A 16,645-nucleotide genomic window follows, 5' to 3' on the forward strand; every position below is an offset into this window, starting at 1 on the left:
GAACGGGGCCGGTGGCAGCGGTCAGCGCTGGGTGAGTTCGCCGTCGACGAGGCGCCACAGGTGCAGCGGGTTCGCTGCGCGCAGTGGCTGTGGCAGGAGTTCGTCGGGGAAGTTCTGGTAGGTGACCGGACGTAGGAACCGTTCGATGGCGCCCATGCCCACGGAGGTGAAGCGGCTGTCGGAGGTCGCCGGGAACGGGCCGCCGTGGGTGGAGGCGTAGGAGACCTCCTGGGGGATCGAGAAGGCGTTGAACACGATGCGGCCGGTGCGGCGTTCCAGGATCGGCAGGAGCTGTTCGGCGGCGGCGCGGTCGGCGGCCTCGGCGTGCAGGGTGGCCGAGAGCTGTCCGCGGAAGGCGCGGGCCGCCTCGAGCAGCTGGTTTGGGCTGGTCAGTCTGACCAGCAGGACGGCGGGGCCGAAGACTTCCTCGCGCAGGGCGGGTTCGGCCAGCAGTCGCTCACCGGTGACCTCGTACAGCAGGGACTGGCCGTCCCCTGCGCCGGCCGGGGCCGGGCCTGCGCCGATCAGGCCGGCGCCGTTGTCGTCCAGCCGCTGTGCGTTGCGGGTGTAGGAGTCGTGGATGGCGGGGGTGAGCATGGTGCGTGCGGCCGCCTTTTCCACCTCGGCCGTCGCCGCGTCACGCAGTTCCTGAAAGCCGGGTCCCTCGACGGCGAGGAGGACGGCGGGCTTCAGGCAGGCCTGTCCGACGTTGTACATGGCGCGCTGGATGAGGCCTTCGCCGATCTCGGCGCCGCGGGCCGCCAGGGCGGCGGGCAGGACGAAGGTCGGATTGACGCTGGTCATCTCGGTGAACACCGGGATGGGGTCGGGGCGCTGCTGAGCCCGGCGGTAGAGGGCCATGCCGCCGGCCTCGGAGCCGGTGAAGGTGACCGCCCGGACCAGGGGATGGTCCACCAGCGCCTCACCAATCTCGTTGCCGGCGCCCCGGACGAGGGAGAAGACGCCTTCGTGCAGTCCCGCCTCGGCGACGGCCTGCTGGATGACACGGCCCTGGATCTCGGACGCGCCGGGGTGTGCGTTGTGGGCCTTGACGACGACGGGGCAGCCGGCCGCCAGGGCCGAGGCGATGTCGCCGCCCGCCACGGAGTAGGAGATCGGGAAGTTGCTGGCGCCGAAGATCACCACGGGGCCCAGGGCCACCTTCTGCAGCCGGTGATCCATGCGCGGCGCGGGCCGGCGGTCCGGCTGGGCGGGGTCGATGGCCGCCTGGAGGAAGCGGCCCTGACGGACGACGGTGGCGAACTTGCGGAACACGGCGGCACTGCGCACTGCCTCGCCCTCGAACTGCGCGAGGGGCAGGCCGGTCTCCAGGGCGGTGCGTGCGGCGAGCTCGTCCCTGACCGCCTCGAGCCTGTCCGCGATGAGGTCCAGGAACGCGGCCCGCTCGGCCAGGCCGGTGTGGCTGTAGCTGTCGAAGGCCTCGTCGGCGAGGCGCAGCGCACGCTCGACCTCGGCGGCGCCGCCGAAGGCGAACTCGGGCCCGATGAGCTCTCCGGTCGCCGGATCGAGCGCCCTCATCGTTCCCGCGGTGGCGGGCACAGGGGCCGCTCCGATCAGCAGCTCTCCGGTCAGCAGCTCTCCGGTCGGTTCCCTGCTCATGCGTGTGCTCCTTCGATCGCGGCGGTGAGCTCGTTCGTGGTGACGATGGCGTGGGCGTAGGTGGGGCCGTTCAGCTCGTGAGCGGCGTGCATCATCTCGGGAAGGAAGGCCGCGGTCGCGTCGCGGACCAGCGTCACGTGATACCCGAGCTCCATGGCGAACCGGCCGGTGGACTCGATGCAGGTGTTCGCCAGTAGACCGACGACCACCACATGCGTGACACCGTGCTGCTTGAGCTGGAAGTCCAGGTCAGTGTTGGCGAACCCGCTCTGCGCCCAGTGCTCCCGGACGACGACGTCGCCAGGCTGCGGCTGAAAGTCGGGGTGGAACTCCCCGCCCCAGGTGCCACGGGCGAAACTGTGCCGCTCCATGATGGCCCGCTGGGTCGGATTGGGATGATCCCAGCTCTCATAGTCGCCCTGCTCCCAGCGCCGATGCGGGACGAAGATCACGCGAGCGTCGGCCCGGCGCGCCGCGGCGACCACGGAACGCAGGTTGTCCAGCAGACCGACCTCCTCCGCCATGGGCTCCAGACGCGGCCAGATCTTGCCGCCCTCGGACAGGAAGTCGTTGTAGGGGTCGACCAGCAGAATCGCCGTGCGGCGTGGGTCGTAGTTCTCGGCCACGGGTTCTCCCTCAGAACTGGATGATGGATGACATCTAGAAATGAGGATTACGACCATCATCCTGAAAGTCAAACAGATGCACGTCACATCACCTTTTGCAGTCCTTGTGTATGATGCATATCATCCATTTATCGGCGGCCGACGCCGCCCCTCAGAGGGAGGTCATCGTGGGGCACTCGCAGGCCGAAAAGGAGGCATCCCGCGAGAGGGTGCTGCGGATGGCGGCCCGCAAGGTGCGCGCCGAAGGCGTCACCCGCCCCGGTGTCGCGGAGCTGATGAACGAGGCCGGACTCACCCACGGCGGCTTCTACAAGCACTTCGCCTCACGCGACGACCTGATCGCCCAGGCCGCAGCCGTCGCACTGGCCGAGGGCACAGCAAAGATGGAACGCGCCGCGAACAAGAACGAGCAGGACGCGCGCGCCGGTCTCATCGACGCCTACCTCACCAAACGGCACCGGGACGCGCCGGCCACCGGCTGCGGGGTCGTCTCCCTCGGCGCCTCCGCAGGACGTCGGCGCGACCCCGGCGGCCTCGGCGCGGGCGTCCATTAAGCCCGGCCGCCGGCCCTACATGACCGCCGAGACCGAACTGCTTCAGCTCACCCGGGTCGCCGACCACCACCACCTCGTGAAGACGTTCACCGAGGCCGGCCTCCTCGGAGGCGGAGAACCCGCCCAGGCATAGCCGCCCACGCCCGGCGTCGGAGACCGCACGACGAACGGCACGGATGACGGTCACAGGCCGTGGATTTCCCCTTGGGGAAACCGCTCGACGCCGCTGGCCGTATCCGTGCTTTCGCCTCGCCGACACCGGGCACGGTTCGTGCCGCGGCTCGGCCTGCTCTCCCAGATCGACACATCAGCCTCATCACTGTTGGAGTTTCCGCATGTCCCAGCGCGCAGGCCTCGTCCTCGACTTCGGCGGGGTGCTCACCACACCACTGCTGCCCGCCGTGCTCAATTTCGAACAGCGCGAGGGACTGGCCGAGGGCGCATGCATCACAGCGCTGTACCTGGACGAGGAAGGGACCCGGCGCACCCAGGGGCTGGAGCGCGGCGCGATCACCCAAAACCAGTGGAACGAGGCCGCGGCGGCGCGACTCGGGGTCGCTCCGGACAACCTGATGGGCAGGATCTTCGCCGACCTGCGCCCCGAACCGCTGATGATCAACGCGGCTGCCGCGGCACGACGAGCAGGGATCAAGGTCGGCATCCTGTCCAACTCCGTCGGACTCGCGCCCTGGAACCTCTACGACGGATACGACCTCGACGCGCTGTATGACGCCGTGGTGATCTCCGAGCACCATGGAATGCGCAAGCCTGACCCGCAGATTTTCCAGGCCGCGCTGAAGCTTCTGGAACTGCCCGCCGAGCAGTGTGTCTTCGTCGACGACACCGCTGATTACCTCCCGGCAGCTGCCGATCTGGGCTTCGCGACGCTCCACGCGAAGGCACCCCGGCAGACGATTTCCCAGCTTGAGGACCTGCTCGGGGTGTCCCTGACCGAAGAGGTCTAGACGGCAACCATCGCATTACGGGTAGCGGCGTGGTCGCGGATCCGGTTCCCTCGTCATGGGCCCACTTGCCCGACTGGTTCCCGACCACGTTAGAGCGCCTCTGACGGTCAGCGCAATCCGAAGGTCACTGGTGTGCTGGGTGGCTTCTGTATGCCCAGGTCAGGAAGCTACCTTGGGCAGAGATCCCACTCGGGCACCGCACCCGCGACCGCGCCCACCATCGTGACGAGAACCGCCGGCTCAAGATCGCGGCGTTCAGCCACATCGACTACCTCGGCGCCCGTCAGGCGATCCAAGGTGGCGGCTGATGGACCGGCACGGCTGGTCATGGCAGTGTGCCGCCCGCCGGGACGCGCAAGTACGCCGCCGAACACAACCGGATCACCAGAGTGCAACTGCCGTCGTATGCATTGGACTTGAATCCGGAGGACGGCATCTGGTCGTTGTGACGACTTGGCCCGCTGGCCAACGTCGCCTTCATCGACGACGAACATCCCGAACGTACCTTCCGCCGGGACCTGCGTCACATCCGGCTCCGTCCCGACCTCATCGACGGATGCCTCACTAGCACCGGACTCACCCCACCCATCGGCCGATAACAATCCGAAGACCTCAGTAGGCCGGCGCCCCGTCGTCCAGATGACGGGGCCCGAGCAGCGTGTCGATGTCCGCCGCATCACTCGTGTCATCGAAAGGTGACCGAGCCCCTCTGAGCTCTGCTGATGCACCACAGGAACGATCAGGGAGTCTTTGTTCATTGGACGGATGGGTTTAGGGGTCCATACGTTCGAGGCATGCCAGCTGTCGATACCGGGGCGTCCACCACCACGGGCGCCAATGCCACCGCGCTTCTCGCCGCCGATTCCCGTCTGCCCCCGGGCGGCGCCGGCGACCGCCGGATGAGCCCCGCCTTCTTCCTCGCCGGAGTCGCCACCTTCGCGCTCCTCTACTCCACGCAGGCCCTGCTACCGCTCGTCTCCCGTGACTTCGGGGTGACGAGCGCGAACAGTTGGACGGTGTCGGGCACGACGGGCGGACTGGCGCTGTTCGCCCTGCAGGCCGTCGGCGCCGCGCTGGAGGTCCGTCCGTGAGCGCTGACGCTCCGCTCCCCCATGACCGCGCTCTGGAACATCCCACCGAAGCTGCTCCGGCACCGCGCCTTCCTGCGCCACTCCTCGCCTACGTCCCCCTCCGTGAGCAGCCGCTGAGACGCCTTCCCCAACTGCTCATCGGCCTCGCCCTGTACGGATTCAGCCTCTCGGTCATGGTCCGGGCCTCGCTGGGCGTCAACCCCTGGAGCGTTCTCTACGAGGGGCTGCAGAAGCACACGTCCCTCAGCTTCGGCACTATCAGCGCCGTCGTCGGAGTTCTCGTGCTCCTGCTGTGGATCCCCCTCAAACAGAGACCGAAACTCGGCACCGTCGCCAACATCATCGTCCTGGCATACTCATCGGATCTCGGCCTCTCGCTCATCCCCGAGCACCTCGGACTCCCGGCCCGGGCCGGCCTGTTGGTCGGGGGTGTCCTCCTCAATGGATTTTCCATCGCTGTGTACGTCGGCGCGCGCTTCGGACCCGGCCCCCGCGACGGACTGATGACCGGAGTGTCCGGCATAACCACGCGCTCCATACGGCTCATCCGCACGCTGATCGAGATCATCGTGCTCGCGGCGGGCTGGCTACTGGGAGGAAGCGTGGGTATCGGCACCGTGCTGTACGCACTCACCGTCGGCGCCATCACCCAGTTCTTGCTACCCAGGTTCGCTTACCGCGGCAACGACGCTCAACGCGAGCGGACCGTCCGGGCGGGGGTCACACAGCGCGACGCCCGGCAGTACAGGACTGTCCTGCGCCGCCCCCCGCTGCCAGAACTCGGCCGCCATGCGCAAAGATCACCCGGTGACGAGTAGCAGCGCGCAGCGTTCCCATGTCCTCGACAGCAGTCGTCCGACTGCGGCGCCCGGTAACTGGCAGGACCGGCTACGCCTGTTCGGATACGTCGGACGCCCCCGTCCCGACATCCTCGAGCGCCTGGTTCCGTCCTTTCCCGAGCCGTCAACCCGCCTCTGGGAGCTCACACGCATCAATCCGGCACTGGCGTACCGCGTCGCGAGGGCGATGGACTGGCTGGGGCCGGTACTCATCGCCGTCTTAGCCGGAGCGATCCGCTTCTGGCACCTCGGGCAACCGCGGGACCTCGTCTTCGACGAGACCTACTACGCCAAGGACGCCTGGTCGCTGCTGCAGCTCGGCTACGAGGGCACCTGGCCGGACCGCAAGATCGCCGACCCACAGGTCCTGGCGCACCCTCAGGTGATCCCGCTCTCCGACACCGGGTCCTTCCTCGCCCACCCGCCGACGGGCAAGTGGGTGATCGCCCTCGGCGAGGGGATGTTCGGCCTCAACCCGTTCGGCTGGCGCTTCATGACTGCGGTCCTGGGCACGCTGTCGGTGCTGATGCTGTGCCGAATAGGCCGCCGCCTGTTCCGGTCGACGGCACTGGGCTGCCTGGCCGGCGCGCTGATGGCGGTGGACGGTCTGCACATGGCGATGAGCCGCTCCGCTCTCCTGGACATCATCGTCATGTTCTTCGTACTGGCGGCGTTCGGATGCCTGCTGCTCGACCGGGACAACGCACGGGCCCGGCTAGCGGCAGCCCTCCCGGTGCGCGAGGACGGCCACACGCGCCCGGATCAAGTCACAGGCGACCGCGCCGGGATGGGATTGCGTCCATGGCGGCTCGCAGCCGGCCTCTTCCTCGGACTGGCGGCCTCGACCAAGTGGAACGGCCTGTACTTCCTCGTCTTCTACCTGGTCCTCACCCTGCTGTGGGACGTCGGCTCTCGCCGCGTGGCGGGGGCCCGCCGCCCGTACCGGGCAGTGCTGCGCAAGGACCTCGGCTGGTCGCTGCTGTCCGTCGTCCCGGTCGCCGTGGCGACCTATCTGACGACGTGGACAGGCTGGTTCCTGTCCGACAACGGCTACGGACGGCACTGGGCAGACGGCCGCGGTGGCACCTGGTCGTGGATCCCGGCTCCGCTCCGCAGCCTGTGGCACTACGAGTACGGGGTGTACCAGTTCAATGTGGGGCTCCACACTTGGCACCGCTACGAGTCCAACCCGTGGAGCTGGCTGGTCCTCGGCCGCCCTGTGCTGTTCCACTACCAGTCGCCGAAACCCGGGCAGGACGGGTGCCACGCGACGGCCGACTGCTCGCAGGCGATCCTCGCACTGGGCACACCGCTCCTGTGGTGGACGGCATGCTGCGCACTTGTCTATCTGCTCTACCGGTGGGCACTGCGCCGCGACTGGCGCGCCGGCGCCGTCCTGTGCGCGGTAGCTGCCGGTTATCTGCCCTGGTTCCTGTACCAGGACCGCACGATCTTCTCCTTCTACGCGGTCGCCTTCGTGCCGTACCTGTGCCTGGCCGTGGCGATGATGCTGGGCGCGCTGCTGGGGCCGCCGGAGGCGGACGGCAAACGCCGCACACGGGGCGCGGTGGCGGCGGGCGTGCTTGTGCTGCTCATCGCCTGGAACTTCATCTACTTCTGGCCCCTCTACACCGGCACGACGATCCCGATCGACGACTGGCGGTCGCGTATGTGGCTGGACACTTGGGTTTAGCCGCCATCGACTTCGACCGCCGCACCGTCACCTGCCCGAACGGGAAGATCAGCGGCAACTGGCTCGAACTCCCGCTGGCCTGAAGCAGGTGAAGAGCCTGGAACTGACCCCCCCGCAGCAAGTGGGCGACTCCGGGGGCAAGACCTATCGGGTGGTGCCGGTACGGGTCTCCGGCCATGGCAGCGGTCAGATCCGGCTCTTCACCACCGACACCGCCACCGGGAAGAGCACCTCCCGTGTGGTGACGGTACGGCGTCGTACGGCGTGTCTGCCAAGGCGATGCGGTGGTCGGCGCCTCTGCCGGCGGCCTGACCGTGCACGACGACGACCCGAGGCCGATGGTCAGCGTGACACCGGTGGCGGACCACGTCACCGAAGGACAGACCCTGACCTGGCGGCTGACCCTGTCCGCGGCCGCCGACACCGACCTGTACCCCACGGCCCGCTTCCTGCCGGCCGACACCGGTACGGAACTGTCCACCACGGATGTCGACCCCCACTGGCTCAACGATGTCGACATCCCAGTCGATGATCGCGCGGACCCAGCCGGCGAACAGCTTCTCGGGAAGCTCGTCGACCCGCCCATGGCCCAACCACCACGGGAAGTGCGTCTTTCGCGCCTCGGGCGACTTGACCATCGAGAACTGGTAACAGGCGTCGTCACAGTACCGGCGTCAGGTCCCGGGGAGGCTGAGCACCGAGTGGCTCAGGCATCCTGAACAGCCACATCCAGCCATACCGTTTTGCCGCGGCCGTTCGGGGAGGTGTTCCACTGCCCGGACAGGGCCTCCACGATGAGGAGACCGCGGCCGTGCTCCGCCCGTGCGTTCTCCTCTTCGGAGAGCGCCAGGGGAGAGGGGACGGGCGGGTTGCTGTCGGAGTCCCGTACCTCCAGCCGAACATGGTCCGCGAAGGCCCGCAGGCGCACATCGACGTCGCTGCCCGCGTGGATGAGCGCGTTGGTCACGATCTCGGAGACGATGAGACGGAGGGTGTCCGAGATCTCCGCCAGCCCCCAGGAGTTCAACCGGTCGTCCACAAAGGCACGCGCGGCCTTGACCCCGTGCAGGTCACGCTGCTGGATGTGCAGGCTTCCCACCCGCTGCGAACCCTCGCCACCGGCGTCCTCGTAGCAGGCCAGCAGCAGCACCGCGTCGTCGCGGCGCTGGTGGGGGCCGAGTACGTCGGCGATGAGGCCGTCGGCCAACTGCTCGAGATCGCCCCCGGTCTCCCGACTGCTGGAACCGAACAGGGCTCTCGCGCACACCTCGGGGTCGGTTCCGTCGCAGCCGATCAGGCCGTCGGAGTACAGCATCAGCACACTCCCGGGCTCGACAACATGCTCACGTCCCTCGTACGCATGGCTGAGCGTGACACCCAGAGGCAGGTTGGCGGGCGCCTCGAGCGTGCCGATGGTCCCGTCGGGCCGCTGCACCAGCGGCGCGGGATGCCCGGCCAGGGCCACCTCCGCCATGCCGTCGGCCGTGTCCAACGCGATGACGCAGCAGGTCACCAGCTGCTCCATTCCTGCAGGTGTGGGTCTCCTACGACGAGGGCGGCCACTGGGAGACGGTGAGGGTGCGCGACGGACGGGTGCAGGTCACCAATCCCAGGGCAGGCGGCAGTGTCTCCTTCAAGACGGCGGCCGCCGACCGGCAGGGCAACACGGTCAGCGAGACGATCGTCAACGCCTATCTGACGAAGTAGGTGCGGACGCCGGCGGCATGAGGGCCGGACCACACCGACGAATCACCGAGGGCTCCCGCCACCGGCGGGAGCCCTCGCTCGCCGGGACCAGCGGCCCGTCGCGGCGAGCGCCGTGGTCGCCGCGGCGGTCAGCGCCTTGTCGTCCGGCTCCGTCGGCCTATGCGGCAGTCTTCTGAAGGGCTTTCAGAAACTCATCCGTGGTGAAGATCGCGTGGGCGTACGCGGGGCCGTTGATGTCGAACGTCGCCCTCATCTCGTCCCACGAGAAGGCGCCGATGGCATCGCGGATGAGCGTCACGTGGTACCCCAGCTCCTGCCCGAAACGGGCGGTGGTGTCGACGCACGTGTTGGCCTTCATGCCGATGATCACGACCTTCTGGACACCGTGCTGCTTCAGCATCATGTCCAGGTCCGTGTTGGCGAAGCCACTCGACGCCCAGTGCTGGCGCATGACCAGCTCGTTCTCCCGCGGCATGAAGTCCGGATGCCACTCGGCGCCCCAGCTGCCGACCGCGAAGGTCTGTCGCTCGACGACGTGCTGCTGGGTCGGGGACAGGTGATCCCACGTCTCGTAGTCTCCCGGCGCCGTCTGGTGGTGAGGCACGATGAACACGTGGAAACCCTGTTCGCGGGCGGCTGCGAGCACCGCCCGCATGTGGTCGAGAAGTTCGATCTCCTCTGCGACCTCTTTGACCTGCGGCCATATCTTTCCGCCCTCCGACAGGAAGTCGTTGTACGGATCGATGATCAGCAGGGCGGTACTTTCGGGCGAATATGTCACATCCTGGGCGTTCATCGCACCTCGGTTCTTCACTTGCGAACTCCCGGCGTATCGGCATGCCCTCACCGGAACACCCCGCCGCCTCTCGGCGATCACCGCCCGCGAGGCGTGCTCGCTTCAGGGAAGCGCCGCTCCACCGTCTCCGCATCACTCGGTGTCGGCGGCCGACACCGCCCTCGTCGCCCGGCCCACAGCCCGGCCGCCGGAGGATGGGGACGGGTTCCACAGTTGTCACCACCAAGCTCTCACGCTCCCGATGCGATTGCATCTCGGTCGTGATCTCGTTCTCCCCGGGGCAGTACCGTCCCCAGACAGCGGTACGGGTGCGTCAGCCCAGGTCGGCGACGAACCGGGTGTGCATCTCCGCGAAGGCCTTCGGCGCCTCCAGGTGCGGTGCGTGCCCCACCCCCGGCAGGATCTGCACGGCGCCGCGCCAGAGCGTCGGCATGGTGAGTCCCTCCACATAGTCGAGGCTGATCAGCTGCTCGCCCTCGCCGTGCAGTACCGCGACGGGCCGCGTCAGCTCGGCCACCACGCGGATCTCGTCGGCGAACGTACCCGCTTCGATGCTCGCCAGGATGCCGGTGCGTGCCGCGCCGTCGGTGGCGAGTATGTCGGCGACGAGATCCTCCGTGGGCAGGGCCGATCCGGGCGCCAGGAAACTCGCGGCGTCCGACTCCCTGACGAAGCCGGCGAGAAGGGAGGCGTACCCGGGAAGCGAGTAGACGTCCGGGTTTCGGCCCGGCGCCGAAAAGCCGTGACCGGGCAGATCGAGTGCCAGGCAGCGAAACCCGTTCCCCGAAGGAGCTCTCCATCAGCGGGCGCCACACCCTTGCGGACGAGGAGTTCCCATGGATCAGGACAACGGTGCGGCCGGTGCCCTCCGATGCCGTGTAGGTGATGTCCTGACCGGAGATGTTGATACGTTCATGCCTCACCTGCGGATCCCTCTTGATACGACGACCCGGCCGCACGAACGTACGGCCGTTCACGATCAACGTATTTGTGGATCTTGCTTGGGCGAACGGCACGCCGAGGAGATGATGACGGTCACTGCGACGCGGCCAGCGTGATGGCCGCCGCGACCGCCACGAGGAGAAGGAGAACCGGAACCGTGGCAGCGCCACGAGCGGCGCTGTCCCGGTAGTCGCCCCACTTCACGTGGTAGCCGATCGCCACGAGGAGCAGGACGGCCATCCCGACGGCGGCCGCGATGCCCAGCGGCTGCCACCAGATGCCGGCCACCAGCCCCGCCGCCGCGGCCACCTCGACGAGGCCGATGAAGCGGACCAGCGCGGAGCTGAGCCCTTTCGCGACGAGCCCGTCCACGACGTCACCCTTGAACCGCGCTTTCGGCGCGCCCGCGGCAAGGGTGACCAGGGCGAGGAGAACAGTGAGGATGACAGCGGCGATGTACACGAAGGTCCTTGGATGAGGAAGTGGGATGAAGGTGAAGGGGCGCACCGCACGCTCCGCCCGTTCGGACGAGAGTGCGTCGGCACGTGTGGCGCATGGGCCGGGACCGGAGGCCGGATCAGCCGTCGGGATCCTGGACCGCTTGGTCAGGTGCCGATGCCACGCAGGGCTGCCGCGAGTCTGCCAAGGTCCAGCCCCGCCAGATGACGCGACTCACCGGCCACGGAACTCGCCGTGATAGTCGGTTTCGTCACGTGAGAACGGCGGCGGCCAGACCTCTCCGCCGGGCCGCCGCCGTTTCCTTACGAGCAGATGTGTCCGTTACGCGGCACGCAGCGGGGCGAGCGCCTTGCTCCAGGCGAGCACCTGGTCCAGCGTGGTGTTCAGCGCCTCCAGCTGGAAGTCGCCGGGCTTGAACACGCTGAAGTTCTCGAAGTCGTGGAAGAGCGACAGCGAGACCTGCGAACGCACGTCCGCCATCTGCAGTTCACCCGCGATCAGGCGCAGGTGCTCCACCGCGCGGGCGCCGCCCAAGCCGCCGTAGCCGACGAAGGCGACTGCCTTGTTGTTCCACTCCGCGTACAGGTAGTCGATGGCGTTCTTCAGCGCGCCGGACGTCGAGTGGTTGTACTCGGGCGTCACCATGACGAAGCCGTCGAACGAGGCGATCTTGCTCGCCCACTCCTGCGTGTGCGGCTGGGAGTACTGGCCGAGCGACGGCGGCAGCGCCTCGTCGAGGTGCGGAAGCTTGTAGTCGAGGAGGTCGACCAGCTCGAACTCCGCGTCGGTCCGCTTCGAGGCGATGTCGAACACCCAACGGGCGACAGCCTCCCCATTGCGTCCCGGACGGGTGCTGCCGAGGATGATTCCGATCTTGGTCACGTTGAACCCTTCGTGGAAATGAGCCGCGTCCGTTCCGGGCGTAGATGTGGCCCTGGCAACCGGTTCGCGATATACTTGACTCGACAAGCAACATAGCACAAGAGGTTGTTTCGTCAAATAAACACTCGGCCGACGGCCGGTCCGCAGGTGAGGAAAGCACAGGGCTCGAACGAGAACTGCAGCAGTCCAGGGAGCCGGAGCACTCGGTCGGCAGAGGTGCTTTCCACCGCACACACGTGAGGTATGCCCCCATGACACCGAAGTCCACCCCGCCCGCGGACGCGCTACAACCGCTTACCGCCGAAGAAGAGGCCGTTGTACGCGCCCTCCCCTCCCTCCTCTACGCCCTGCCGCGCGCCATCGACGCCCAGATGCAGCGAGAGCAGCAGTTGTCCAACACGGAGTACCTGACCCTGATGTACCTGTCGGAGGCACCCGACCGGCAGCTGCGCATGCACGAGCTCGCCGGCGCCATCGAGATGTCGCTCAGCGGTACGACCCGCATCGTGCAACGACTGGAAAACGAGGGCTTCATCGAGCGGCTGCGGTGCGAGACGGACGGCCGCAGCTGGCACGCCTCACTGACCGACGCCGGCCTGGCCCGCCTGGAAGAGGCCTGGCCCACCAATCTGGACGCGATCCGACGGCACTTCCTCGACCACCTCAAGGAACTGGACCTCAAGAAGCTCGCGGCGGCCCTGCGCAACGTCGCCACCTGACCGCCGCACACGGCCGCCGGAGTCATGCCGACCCGTATCCGCTTCCCCTTCCGAGGTGTGAGCCACAGTACAGGGCCTTAATACGTGTGCCGCTCCCGAATCCGATCGCCGACCGGCTCACGGACGCCGCCCGCTTCGAGTTCGAGCGACTCGGCTCGCAGGTCGAGATCGTCGTCGTAGAGGCGCGAGACCATGCTCACGATCTGGTGAACCATCTGATGGCGGGCTACCCGTCACCGGAACTGCAAGGTGTGCTCGACTCCGTCGCGAAGGCCGACGGCCTGATCGCCGTGACTCCGACCTTCAACGCGTCCTACAGCGGTCTGTTCAAGCTGTTCTTCGACTGCCTCGACGACACCGCCCTGGCGGACAAGCCCGTGCTGATCGCGGCCACCGACGGTACCGGGCGGCATTCGCTCGTACTGGAACACGCGCTGCGGCCGATGTTCACCTACCTGCACGCGATGACCGTGCCCACCGCGGTCTACGCCGCGACGGAGGACTGGGGCAGTGGAAGCGACTCCCAGGGAGCGCTCCTGAAGCGCGTGGCGCGAGCGGCCCGGGAACTCGCCGTCGCGACATCCCGCAGTGAGCCGTCCGGGCCTGCGGATCCCTACCGCGACCATGTGCCGTTCGAGCAACTGTTGGGCGGCAAGTGAGCCGGTTCGGCGCCGGACGCGGCCGGCCCGACCGTCGCGAGACCGGCGATCGGGCCGGCGGACGCGGACTACCGGCCGGAGGGGCCCGCAGGCGTGGATCCGGCGTGAGCGGTGCGCGGCGTGAGCGGTGCGCCGACTGTGCCGAGTGCCGTGCCCGCGGCGGGCCCCGCCGTGACGGCTCGGCCGAACCCTGCTCCGCTCCCGCGGCACACACAGCGACAGTCCGCACACATGGGGCTGATGCGACACACCTCACGCTCTCCGATCTCATACTAGTCAGACAGGTCTGTCTAGTATGAGGGTCCCGCTTCGCCCTATTCGGAAAGTGACCCATGAGCCGCGCATCCACCTCGCGTCAGCCCGCCTCACCGGGTGCCCCGGTCAAGTCGTCTCCCGCGCACGCGGCGCCGCGGCGCCGGGCCCTGAGCCTGGGGCCCAAGGCCTCCATAGGCCTGCTGGCATCGATCCTCATATCGCTGCTGGCGTCGTCCAGCGCTCCGACCCCCCTTTACGCGATCTACCAGCAGCACTGGGGCTTCTCCCCCATCACCATCACCATCGTCTTCGGCACCTACGCGGTGGCCGTACTGGCCGCACTCCTGGTCTTCGGCAGGATCTCCGACCAGGTGGGCCGACGCCCCGTGCTCCTGATGGCCCTGCTCGTGCAGGTACTGGCGATGGTCGTGTTCATCACCGCCGGTGACGTGGGCACGTTGCTGGTCGGCCGCGTCCTGCAAGGGCTGAGCACCGGCGCGGCGGTCGGTGCTCTCGGCGCCGGAATGCTCGACATCGACGCGCGCAAGGGCAGCTTCCTGAACTCCTTCGCCCCCACGCTGGGAACCGCGAGCGGCGCCTTCGCCTCCGGACTGATCGTGCAGTACCTGCCGGCCCCCACGCATCTCGTCTATGCCGTGCTCCTCGGTGTCTTCGTGGTGCAGGCGCTGGGCGTGCTCGCCCTGAACGAAACGGTGACCCGCAAGCCGGGCGCGCTGGCCAGCATGGTTCCCGAGTTCAAGCTGCCCAGGTCGGCCCGTGCGTCGGTGGCCATCGCCGCCCCTGTGATCTTCGCGGTGTGGTCGCTGGCCGGCCTGTACGGCGCACTCGGCCCGGCCATCACCCGGACCCTGGTGCACTCCACCTCCGTGGTGTGGGGTGGGCTGCCCCTGTTCGTCATCGCGGGCTGCGCCGGTCTCGCCGTCGTGGTCCTGCGCAGCGCCGGGACCCGGACCATGATGCTCATCAGCGTCGGCACACTGGTCGTCGGCGTGACGATCACCCTGGTGTCCATCGGCTCGGGCACCGGCGGCACGCTCTCCGTGATCGGCTTCTTCGTGGGCGGCGCGATCTCCGGCGTCGGTTTCGGAAGCGGGTTCCAGGGCGGCATTCGGCTGGTCATTCCGCAGGTGGAGCCGCAGGAGCGGGCCGGAGTCCTCTCCCTGCTGTATGTCGTGTGCTACATGGGCCTGGGCGTGCCGGCCGTGATCGCCGGCGTCCTGGTCGTGCACGGCGGCGGACTGATCCAGACGTCCAGGGAGTACGGCATCGCCGTCATCGTGCTGGCTCTCGCGGCCCTGACCGGGCTGCTGCTCCGCGGCCGCCGGGTCGAACCCGTGCGGCGGATGTCGGTGGTGCGCGCGGAGAATGTCCCCTCCGAGGCAGCCCCTGTGGCTCAGGTCTCAGAGGCGTGACGGAGCTCTCCGGCATTAGAATGAACAGGTCTGTCTGAAAGGATGTGGCCATGGCGACCAGAACCGCGACCAAGCCGTCCGCACGCGAACGGCTGCTCGAAGCGGCCAACGAGCTCTTCTACGGTGAAGGCGTGCAGACCGTCGGCATCGACCGTGTGATCGAGCACGCGGGAGTGGCCAAGGCGTCCCTGTACAACACCTTCGGAAGCAAGGAAGGCCTCGTCTGCGCCTACCTGGAGCTGCGCTACGTGCGGATGAGGGACCGGATCACCACGGCCCTGACCCGCTTCCGCACCCCGCGCGAGCAGTTGCTCGGCGTCTTCGACGCCCTGGGCGAGGCGATCACCGACCCCAGGTACAACGGCTGTGCCTTCGTGCGGGCCACCGCCGAGACGGCCGAGGACAGCTCAATCCGCCAGGTCGCCGACACCTACCGTCTCTGGCTCCGCGGCCTGTTCACAGAACTGGCCACGGCGTCCGGCTACGCCGCCCCCGAGGCGCTGGCCCGACAGCTCCACCTGCTGTACGACGGTGCGGGGCAGTCGGCGCGGATGGACCGTGACCCTTCTGCCGCCACGACCGCCCGGGCCGCCGCGGCCGTCCTGCTCGACGCGGCACCCCTGACGGCAGGCACGAGCACTCCATAAGAGCTCCTCCCCCGGCCGAAAACACGCCGGGGGGCAAGGGCGCCTCAGTCGCCGTCCGCCTGACTGACGATCACGGCCGGCGCTGTCCGGGAGCTCACTGCGTACTTGCGCATCGCCGACTTCAGCTGCGCGCCGACCGTGCACGTACGTGCCCTCACCGAGGTCGAGGACCGCGAGCTCGAACTCGGCGGCTGCGGCGGATGAGTCGCCGAGGCCGAAGAGCACCCGTCCCAGCCGGCCACGCACCGCGGCGCGATCGGGCGAGCTGAGCTGGTCCGTCTCCGGGACGGCGCGCAGGGCGGCGACGGCCTCGGTGCGCCGCGCGTAGCCGGTGAACGCCAAGGTTTCCACGAGAAGGCGGGCTTCCGTCTCGACGTCGACTACGTCGCCGACGACAGCTACCGCGTGGTGCATCTGACGCCCCCCGGATCGCAGTGCTCGATCCTCTTCGGCACCGGCGTCACCACGGCCGCACCAGGGTCGGTACAGGGCCTGCACCTCGCCGTCTCGGACATCGAGGCGGCTCACGCCGAACTCGTCGACCGGGGCATCGAGATGAGCGAGATCTTCCACGACGCGGGCGGCGTGTTCCACCGCGGCACGGAAGAGGGACGCGTCAGCGGCCCGCACCCGGAGCGCGCCAGCTACAGCTCGTTCGCCGCGTTCAGCGACCCGGACGGCAACGGGTGGGTGCTGCAGGAGATCACGACCCGGCTCCCCGGCCGGTGACAGCGCGTCCGTCGACCAGACACGGCTGA

Annotated in this window: 18 protein-coding genes and 2 pseudogenes; 12 read left to right on the forward strand and 8 right to left on the reverse strand. The window is 68.3% G+C overall.

The window, feature by feature from the left end; genetic code table 11:
• Positions 1–21: 21 nt before the first annotated feature.
• Positions 22–1,620: an aldehyde dehydrogenase (NADP(+)) gene (locus OG819_RS52655; RefSeq protein WP_266656986.1), complete on the reverse strand. Its 1,599-nt coding sequence runs from the start codon at positions 1,618–1,620 to the stop codon at positions 22–24.
• Positions 1,617–2,246 carry a cysteine hydrolase gene (locus tag OG819_RS52660; protein ID WP_266636113.1) on the reverse strand — a complete coding sequence of 210 codons (630 nt, stop codon included), beginning with the start codon at positions 2,244–2,246 and terminating at the stop codon, positions 1,617–1,619. The genes OG819_RS52655 and OG819_RS52660 overlap by 4 nt, the downstream gene beginning before the upstream one ends.
• Before the next feature lie 167 nt (positions 2,247–2,413).
• Between OG819_RS52660 and OG819_RS52665 the strand changes: the two genes are divergently transcribed.
• Together OG819_RS52665 and OG819_RS52670 are read left to right on the forward strand one after the other, a co-directional pair.
• Positions 2,414–2,800, forward strand: coding sequence for a TetR/AcrR family transcriptional regulator (locus OG819_RS52665; protein WP_266656988.1), 387 nt, complete (start codon positions 2,414–2,416; stop codon positions 2,798–2,800).
• A 335-nt stretch (positions 2,801–3,135) separates the two neighbouring features.
• Positions 3,136–3,765: an HAD-IA family hydrolase gene (locus OG819_RS52670; protein ID WP_266656990.1), complete on the forward strand. Its 630-nt coding sequence runs from the start codon at positions 3,136–3,138 to the stop codon at positions 3,763–3,765.
• 167 nt (positions 3,766–3,932) lie between these two features.
• Here OG819_RS52670 and OG819_RS52675 read toward each other — a convergent pair whose 3' ends face one another.
• The gene (locus tag OG819_RS52675; RefSeq protein WP_266656992.1) at positions 3,933–4,259 is read right to left on the reverse strand and encodes a hypothetical protein; all 327 of its coding nucleotides are present in this window, start codon (positions 4,257–4,259) and stop codon (positions 3,933–3,935) included.
• Positions 4,260–4,559: 300 nt separating this feature from the next.
• On the opposite strand from OG819_RS52675, the pseudogene OG819_RS52680 reads away from it, so the two are divergent.
• From OG819_RS52680 to OG819_RS52695, 4 genes and pseudogenes are all read left to right on the forward strand, one after another.
• Positions 4,560–4,820, forward strand: a pseudogene (locus tag OG819_RS52680) (MFS transporter); the annotation flags it as partial.
• Positions 4,821–4,852: 32 nt separating this feature from the next.
• On the forward strand, positions 4,853–5,674 hold the full coding sequence (locus OG819_RS52685; RefSeq protein ID WP_266656994.1) for a hypothetical protein: 822 nt from the start codon (positions 4,853–4,855) through the stop codon (positions 5,672–5,674).
• The gene (locus OG819_RS52690) at positions 5,646–7,388 is read left to right on the forward strand and encodes a phospholipid carrier-dependent glycosyltransferase (RefSeq protein ID WP_266656996.1); all 1,743 of its coding nucleotides are present in this window, start codon (positions 5,646–5,648) and stop codon (positions 7,386–7,388) included. The genes OG819_RS52685 and OG819_RS52690 overlap by 29 nt, the downstream gene beginning before the upstream one ends.
• Before the next feature lie 284 nt (positions 7,389–7,672).
• Positions 7,673–8,107 carry a hypothetical protein gene (locus tag OG819_RS52695; protein WP_266656998.1) on the forward strand — a complete coding sequence of 145 codons (435 nt, stop codon included), beginning with the start codon at positions 7,673–7,675 and terminating at the stop codon, positions 8,105–8,107.
• Here OG819_RS52695 and OG819_RS52700 read toward each other — a convergent pair.
• A complete protein-coding gene (locus OG819_RS52700; protein ID WP_266657000.1) occupies positions 8,095–8,913 on the reverse strand; it encodes an ATP-binding SpoIIE family protein phosphatase in 819 nt (272 codons plus the stop codon). The genes OG819_RS52695 and OG819_RS52700 overlap by 13 nt on opposite strands.
• Before the next feature lie 8 nt (positions 8,914–8,921).
• Between OG819_RS52700 and OG819_RS52705 the strand changes: the two genes are divergently transcribed.
• The gene (locus OG819_RS52705) at positions 8,922–9,095 is read left to right on the forward strand and encodes a hypothetical protein (RefSeq protein ID WP_266657002.1); all 174 of its coding nucleotides are present in this window, start codon (positions 8,922–8,924) and stop codon (positions 9,093–9,095) included.
• Positions 9,096–9,252: 157 nt separating this feature from the next.
• Here OG819_RS52705 and OG819_RS52710 read toward each other — a convergent pair whose 3' ends face one another.
• From OG819_RS52710 to OG819_RS52725, 4 genes are all read right to left on the reverse strand, one after another.
• On the reverse strand, positions 9,253–9,891 hold the full coding sequence (locus tag OG819_RS52710; protein WP_266657449.1) for an isochorismatase family cysteine hydrolase: 639 nt from the start codon (positions 9,889–9,891) through the stop codon (positions 9,253–9,255).
• Between the two features lie 313 nt (positions 9,892–10,204).
• Positions 10,205–10,408, reverse strand: coding sequence for a hypothetical protein (locus tag OG819_RS52715; protein WP_266657004.1), 204 nt, complete (start codon positions 10,406–10,408; stop codon positions 10,205–10,207).
• 518 nt (positions 10,409–10,926) lie between these two features.
• The gene (locus tag OG819_RS52720) at positions 10,927–11,295 is read right to left on the reverse strand and encodes a DoxX family protein (RefSeq protein ID WP_266657006.1); all 369 of its coding nucleotides are present in this window, start codon (positions 11,293–11,295) and stop codon (positions 10,927–10,929) included.
• 318 nt (positions 11,296–11,613) lie between these two features.
• A complete protein-coding gene (locus tag OG819_RS52725; RefSeq protein WP_266434755.1) occupies positions 11,614–12,174 on the reverse strand; it encodes an NADPH-dependent FMN reductase in 561 nt (186 codons plus the stop codon).
• Positions 12,175–12,425: 251 nt separating this feature from the next.
• On the opposite strand from OG819_RS52725, the gene OG819_RS52730 reads away from it, so the two are divergent.
• The 5 genes and pseudogenes from OG819_RS52730 to OG819_RS52750 form a co-directional block, all read left to right on the forward strand.
• Positions 12,426–12,893, forward strand: coding sequence for a MarR family winged helix-turn-helix transcriptional regulator (locus OG819_RS52730; protein WP_266636095.1), 468 nt, complete (start codon positions 12,426–12,428; stop codon positions 12,891–12,893).
• A gap of 86 nt (positions 12,894–12,979) precedes the next feature.
• Positions 12,980–13,552 (forward strand): FMN reductase, encoded by a 573-nt coding sequence (locus OG819_RS52735; protein WP_266657008.1) that lies wholly within the window; start codon positions 12,980–12,982, stop codon positions 13,550–13,552.
• A gap of 332 nt (positions 13,553–13,884) precedes the next feature.
• A complete protein-coding gene (locus OG819_RS52740) occupies positions 13,885–15,240 on the forward strand; it encodes an MFS transporter (protein ID WP_266657010.1) in 1,356 nt (451 codons plus the stop codon).
• A gap of 50 nt (positions 15,241–15,290) precedes the next feature.
• Positions 15,291–15,887, forward strand: coding sequence for a TetR/AcrR family transcriptional regulator (locus OG819_RS52745; RefSeq protein WP_266636091.1), 597 nt, complete (start codon positions 15,291–15,293; stop codon positions 15,885–15,887).
• A 339-nt stretch (positions 15,888–16,226) separates the two neighbouring features.
• Positions 16,227–16,616: pseudogene (locus OG819_RS52750) on the forward strand (VOC family protein); the annotation flags it as partial.
• Positions 16,617–16,645 lie beyond the last annotated feature (29 nt).

Origin of the sequence: Streptomyces sp. NBC_01549 (assembly GCF_026339955.1) — a bacterium.
Lineage (GTDB): Bacteria > Actinomycetota > Actinomycetes > Streptomycetales > Streptomycetaceae > Streptomyces.

Bases quoted from the DNA above. Each gene is read 5' to 3' on its own strand.
- OG819_RS52690 (WP_266656996.1), top strand. From the start codon at position 5,646: ATGCGCAAAGATCACCCGGTGACGAGTAGCAGCGCGCAGCGTTCCCAT.
- OG819_RS52710 (WP_266657449.1), bottom strand. From the start codon at position 9,891: ATGAACGCCCAGGATGTGACATATTCGCCCGAAAGTACCGCCCTGCTG.
- OG819_RS52700 (WP_266657000.1), bottom strand. From the start codon at position 8,913: ATGGAGCAGCTGGTGACCTGCTGCGTCATCGCGTTGGACACGGCCGAC.
- OG819_RS52675 (WP_266656992.1), bottom strand. From the start codon at position 4,259: ATGTTCGTCGTCGATGAAGGCGACGTTGGCCAGCGGGCCAAGTCGTCA.
- OG819_RS52655 (WP_266656986.1), bottom strand. From the start codon at position 1,620: ATGAGCAGGGAACCGACCGGAGAGCTGCTGACCGGAGAGCTGCTGATC.
- OG819_RS52670 (WP_266656990.1), top strand. From the start codon at position 3,136: ATGTCCCAGCGCGCAGGCCTCGTCCTCGACTTCGGCGGGGTGCTCACC.
- OG819_RS52730 (WP_266636095.1), top strand. From the start codon at position 12,426: ATGACACCGAAGTCCACCCCGCCCGCGGACGCGCTACAACCGCTTACC.
- OG819_RS52745 (WP_266636091.1), top strand. From the start codon at position 15,291: ATGGCGACCAGAACCGCGACCAAGCCGTCCGCACGCGAACGGCTGCTC.
- OG819_RS52740 (WP_266657010.1), top strand. From the start codon at position 13,885: ATGAGCCGCGCATCCACCTCGCGTCAGCCCGCCTCACCGGGTGCCCCG.